2 tRNA genes and 3 rRNA genes are annotated in these 5867 nt (G+C 46.0%); all 5 read left to right on the top strand.

Annotation, left to right across the window (positions count from 1 at the left end):
* Window positions 1–465 precede the first annotated feature (465 nt).
* The 5 genes from D0T50_RS13390 to rrf all read left to right on the top strand — a co-directional run bounded on the left by D0T50_RS13390 (window position 466) and on the right by rrf (window position 5866).
* Window positions 466–1989 (top strand): 16S ribosomal RNA (locus D0T50_RS13390).
* Window positions 1990–2228: 239 nt separating this feature from the next.
* Window positions 2229–2302 (top strand) — tRNA-Ile (locus D0T50_RS13385).
* A gap of 102 nt (window positions 2303–2404) precedes the next feature.
* A tRNA-Ala gene (locus D0T50_RS13380) sits at window positions 2405–2478 on the top strand.
* A 210-nt stretch (window positions 2479–2688) separates the two neighbouring features.
* A 23S ribosomal RNA gene (locus tag D0T50_RS13375) occupies window positions 2689–5612 on the top strand.
* A 143-nt stretch (window positions 5613–5755) separates the two neighbouring features.
* A 5S ribosomal RNA gene (rrf, locus tag D0T50_RS13370) occupies window positions 5756–5866 on the top strand.
* Together the 16S, 23S and 5S rRNA genes with 2 tRNA genes alongside form the textbook arrangement of a ribosomal RNA operon.
* Window position 5867: the final 1 nt, after the last annotated feature.

Here is a 5867-nt window from a genome sequence, read left to right as displayed (position 1 = left end):
TTTAGTTTCTTTCTTCTTTTTTTCTTAAAAAATAAAGTTTGATTTCTCTTGTTTTGAATTTAAAAGTCTCTATCTTTGCACCCGCTTTGCCAGAGGGCTTGGTTGTTTGCTTGACATGTTGATAAAGGAATTCTTCCAATTTGCCTTTAGTTTTCTTTCGCAAGAAAATTATCTTGCTTATTTATTTGGTTTGCATTCTTTTTTCTGCTTATCTTTGCATCCGCTTTCGCTTTTTTTGGCGTATATAGCATTTCGTTCTTTGAATTATTTTCATAACAACAAGTAGTACAAGCCTTATATTTTATATAAGTGTTTTTTTAATAGAACCGTCAATATCCTGTTTTTTTTTGGACAGGTTTATTTGATTACTTTTTAATAAATTCAGGTATCCTATAAAGAGCAAAGACTTGTAGTTGTTTATGTTGCATTTTTGCATTTTATTCAATTACATTCAAACATATTTTTACAATGAAGAGTTTGATCCTGGCTCAGGATGAACGCTAGCTACAGGCTTAACACATGCAAGTCGAGGGGCATCAGGATGTAGCAATACATTGCTGGCGACCGGCGCACGGGTGAGTAACACGTATCCAACCTACCGTCCACTTGGGGATAACCTTCCGAAAGGGAGACTAATACCCAATGGTATAATCAATTCGCATGTTTTGATTATTAAAGAATTTCGGTGTTCGATGGGGATGCGTTCCATTAGATTGTTGGTGAGGTAACGGCTCACCAAGTCTTCGATGGATAGGGGTTCTGAGAGGAAGGTCCCCCACACTGGTACTGAGACACGGACCAGACTCCTACGGGAGGCAGCAGTGAGGAATATTGGTCAATGGACGAGAGTCTGAACCAGCCAAGTAGCGTGAAGGATGACTGCCCTATGGGTTGTAAACTTCTTTTATACGGGAATAACAGACACTACGTGTAGTGTTTTGCATGTACCGTTTTGAATAAGCATCGGCTAACTCCGTGCCAGCAGCCGCGGTAATACGGAGGATGCGAGCGTTATCCGGATTTATTGGGTTTAAAGGGTGCGTAGGCGGACTGATAAGTCAGCTGTGAAAGTTTGCGGCTCAACCGTAAAATTGCAGTTGATACTGTTAGTCTTGAGTACAGTAGAGGTAGGCGGAATTCGTGGTGTAGCGGTGAAATGCTTAGATATCACGAAGAACTCCAATTGCGAAGGCAGCTTTCTGGACTGTTACTGACGCTGATGCACGAAAGTGTGGGTATCAAACAGGATTAGATACCCTGGTAGTCCACACAGTAAACGATGAATACTCGCTGTTTGCGATACACTGCAAGCGGCCACGCGAAAGCATTAAGTATTCCACCTGGGGAGTACGCCGGCAACGGTGAAACTCAAAGGAATTGACGGGGGCCCGCACAAGCGGAGGAACATGTGGTTTAATTCGATGATACGCGAGGAACCTTACCCGGGCTTAAATTGCAAATGAATAAGCTGGAAACAGTTTAGCCGCAAGGCATTTGTGAAGGTGCTGCATGGTTGTCGTCAGCTCGTGCCGTGAGGTGTCGGCTTAAGTGCCATAACGAGCGCAACCCTTATTTATAGTTACCATCAGGTTATGCTGGGGACTCTATGAAGACTGCCGTCGTAAGATGTGAGGAAGGTGGGGATGACGTCAAATCAGCACGGCCCTTACGTCCGGGGCTACACACGTGTTACAATGGGGGGTACAGCAGGTTGCTACACAGCGATGTGATGCTAATCCGTAAAACCTCTCTCAGTTCGGATCGAAGTCTGCAACCCGACTTCGTGAAGCTGGATTCGCTAGTAATCGCGCATCAGCCACGGCGCGGTGAATACGTTCCCGGGCCTTGTACACACCGCCCGTCAAGCCATGGGAGCCGGGGGTACCTGAAGTACGTAACCGCAAGGAGCGTCCTAGGGTAAAACTGGTGACTGGGGCTAAGTCGTAACAAGGTAGCCGTACCGGAAGGTGCGGCTGGAACACCTCCTTTCTGGAGGGGTACTTTATATAATTTATTATGTATGAAGTATTTCGGTTTTGTTTTTAAGACATAGAGATTGGTAACAATTTCTTCTTGTATTTCTTGTTTGTTATGTTTATATATAGATCTTATATGAAGAGAAAGATGAAGCCGAGCCCCATGGGGCTAGGTTGAATTATCGAGCAAGAGAGAGCAGAAGTGATGCTTGCATCGATTATGCCGATCGCCGCCGATAATGCGTAGAACATAGTCCTATAGCTCAGTTGGTTAGAGCGCTACACTGATAATGTAGAGGTCGGCAGTTCAACTCTGCCTGGGACTACGAATCTAATTTAGGATTACGAATTATGAATTACGAATTATGAATTTCTGTAGCAATAGATATTTCATTCCTAATTCCTCATTCCTAACTCCAGATTACTTCGGGGGATTAGCTCAGCTGGCTAGAGCACCTGCCTTGCACGCAGGGGGTCAACGGTTCGAATCCGTTATTCTCCACTCTTTATAATTTTAATTGTCAATTCTTAATTGTCAGTTTTTAATTATAGCAACGATCTTTGACATGATGTACCAAAGCAAAAAGTAAAAACGATTTTTATATTTTTCCGGTGTGAGCCGAAAGTATAAAACAACGATTCGAGCATATTTTTGTGCTGTTTGCTGTTATTTATTAATAGCTTATAGTATTTTAATTTCTTGATTGTGAAGAAAAAAGTAAGTAAGGGCGCATGGCGGATGCCTTGGCTCTCGGAGGCGATGAAGGACGTGATAAGCTGCGATAAGCTGCGGGTAGGTGCAAATGACCTTTGATCCGCGGATTTCCGAATGGGACAACCCGGCTGGTTGAAGACCAGTCATCCTGCTTTGCAGGAGGCGAACGCAGGGAACTGAAACATCTTAGTACCTGTAGGAGAAGAAAATAATAATGATTCCGCTAGTAGTGGCGAGCGAACGCGGATTAGCCCAAACCGGTATTGTTACGGCAATACCGGGGTTGTAGGACCACGTTATGGGACGACATATAGTGAGCAGAACGATTTGGAAAAGTCGATCATAGAAGGTGATAATCCTGTATGCTAAGCTATATTAACCCTAGTGGTATCCTGAGTAGCGCGGGACACGTGAAATCCTGTGTGAATCTGCCGGGACCATCCGGTAAGGCTAAATACTCCCGAGAGACCGATAGTGAACCAGTACTGTGAAGGAAAGGTGAAAAGTACCTCTAATAGAGGAGTGAAATAGTTCCTGAAACCATGCGCCTACAAGCGGTCGGAGCATCTTTATGGTGTGACGGCGTGCCTTTTGCATAATGAACCTACGAGTTACTTTTACTGGCAAGGTTAAGGGTCTTGAGACCTGGATCCGAAGCGAAAGCGAGTCTGAACAGGGCGAGTTTCCCCCTTGGGGAAAGCACGCATTCGTGCGTGTTTAGTCAGTAGGAGTAGACGCGAAACCAAGTGATCTACCCTTGGGCAGGTTGAAGGTTAGGTAACACTAACTGGAGGACCGAACCGATAAGCGTTGAAAAGCTTCCGGATGACCTGAGGGTGGGGGTGAAAGGCTAATCAAACTTGGAGATAGCTCGTACTCCCCGAAATGCATTTAGGTGCAGCCTCTGTTTATTACTTGTATGAGGTAGAGCGACTGATTGGATGCGAGGGCTTCACCGCCTATCAAGTCCTGATAAACTCCGAATGCGTACAAGTTAAGACAGGGAGTGAGGGCATGGGTGCTAAGGTCCATGTCCGAGAGGAGAAGAATCCGGACCATCAGCTAAGGTCCCCAAATAACCGCTGAGTTGAACTAACGAAGTTACTGTCCCCTGACAGCTAGGATGTTGGCTTGGAAGCAGCCATTCATTTAAAGAGTGCGTAACAGCTCACTAGTCGAGGGCGGTAGCGTGGATAATAATCGGGCATAAGCGGTTTACCGAAGCTATGGGATGTGTAAACATCGGTAGGGGAGCATTCCACACTGCGTTGAAGGCGAAACGTAAGTTTTTCTGGAGCGTGTGGAAACGCAAATGTAGGTATAAGTAACGATAAAGCAGGTGAGAAACCTGCTCGCCGAAAGACTAAGGTTTCCTGATCAACGCTAATCGGATCAGGGTTAGTCGGGTCCTAAGGTGTAGCCTAATGGCGAATCCGATGGCTGAATGGGTTAATATTCCCATACTACCTTAAAGAGTGACGTGGGGACGGAGTTGTGATAGTGTCGCGACCTGACGGAATAGGTCGTTAAAGGGTGTAGATATTGATGGTTATAGGCAAATCCGTAACCTGAGTCGAACCTGATAGTATGGAGCGTTCCTTGGAACAATCCAATAGTGCATGTAACCATACTTCCAAGAAAATCCGCTAAACCTAATTTTTAAGGTACCCGTACCGTAAACGGACACACGTAGTCGGGATGAATATTCTAAGGCGCTTGAGTGATTCACGGTTAAGGAACTAGGCAAATTGACCCTGTAACTTCGGGATAAAGGGTCCCTCGCCCAGAAATGGGCAGGGCGCAGAGAATCGGTCCAGGCAACTGTTTATCAAAAACACAGGGCTATGCTAAATTGAAAGATGATGTATATAGCCTGACACCTGCCCGGTGCTGGAAGGTTAAGAGGAGATGTTAGGCAACGAAGCATTGAATTGAAGCCCCAGTAAACGGCGGCCGTAACTATAACGGTCCTAAGGTAGCGAAATTCCTTGTCGGGTAAGTTCCGACCTGCACGAATGGTGTAATGATCTGGACACTGTCTCAACCGTGAGCTCAGTGAAATTGTAGTATCGGTGAAGATGCCGATTACCCGCGATGGGACGAAAAGACCCCGTGAACCTTTACTATAGCTTAACATTGAATTTGGGCACGTGATGTGTAGGATAGGCCGGAGGCTTTGAAGCGGGTACGCCAGTATTCGTGGAGCCTTCCTTGAAATACGGCCCTTTGCGTGTCTGAGTTCTAACCCGCTGTTGCGGGGACATTGTTTGGTGGGTAGTTTGACTGGGGTGGTCGCCTCCAAAAGTGTAACGGAGGCTTCTAAAGGTACCCTCAGGACGATTGGTAACCGTCCGTAGAGTGTAATGGCATAAGGGTGCTTGACTGGGAGACTGACACGTCGATCAGGTAGGAAACTAGAGCATAGTGATCCGGTGTTTCCGTATGGAAGGGACATCGCTCAAAGGATAAAAGGTACTCCGGGGATAACAGGCTGATCCCTCCCAAGAGCTCATATCGACGGAGGGGTTTGGCACCTCGATGTCGGCTCGTCACATCCTGGGGCTGGAGAAGGTCCCAAGGGTTGGGCTGTTCGCCCATTAAAGTGGCACGCGAGCTGGGTTCAGAACGTCGTGAGACAGTTCGGTCTCTATCTATCGTGGGCGTATGAAATTTGCGTGGTTCTGACACTAGTACGAGAGGACCGTGTTGGACTGACCTCTGGTTTATCGGTTGTGGCGCCAGCTGCATTGCCGAGTAGCTACGTCGGGATCGGATAAGTGCTGAAAGCATCTAAGTACGAAGCCGGCCACAAGATTAGATTTCTTTTAGGGTCGTCATAGACGATGACGTTGATAGGACGCAGGTGTACGCATAGAGATATGTTTAGCCGAGCGTTACTAATTGCCCGTTGACTTTTTTCTTCCTTTTGTTGTTGTTTTATTTTTTCGGTTTTAGGGTATTAATTTTATCCTTCTTGGTCGGTTTTAATGTATTTATCTTTTTTTCTTTTTTGCTTTGCATCGTGTTTATTGGCTTTTGTGTCAATATACCTTATTATAGTTATTTAGGTGGCTATAGCACGAGGGTTCCACCTCTTCCCATTCCGAACAGAGAAGTTAAGCCTCGTCACGCCGATGGTACTGCGTAATAGTGGGAGAGTAGGTAGTCGCCGTTTT

The sequence above is a fragment of the Bacteroides sp. 214 genome (assembly GCF_010501015.1).
GTDB lineage: Bacteria > Bacteroidota > Bacteroidia > Bacteroidales > Bacteroidaceae > Bacteroides.
The sequence above is the reverse complement of the archived record's forward strand: the minus strand, read 5'-3'. Positions and strand labels throughout refer to the sequence as shown.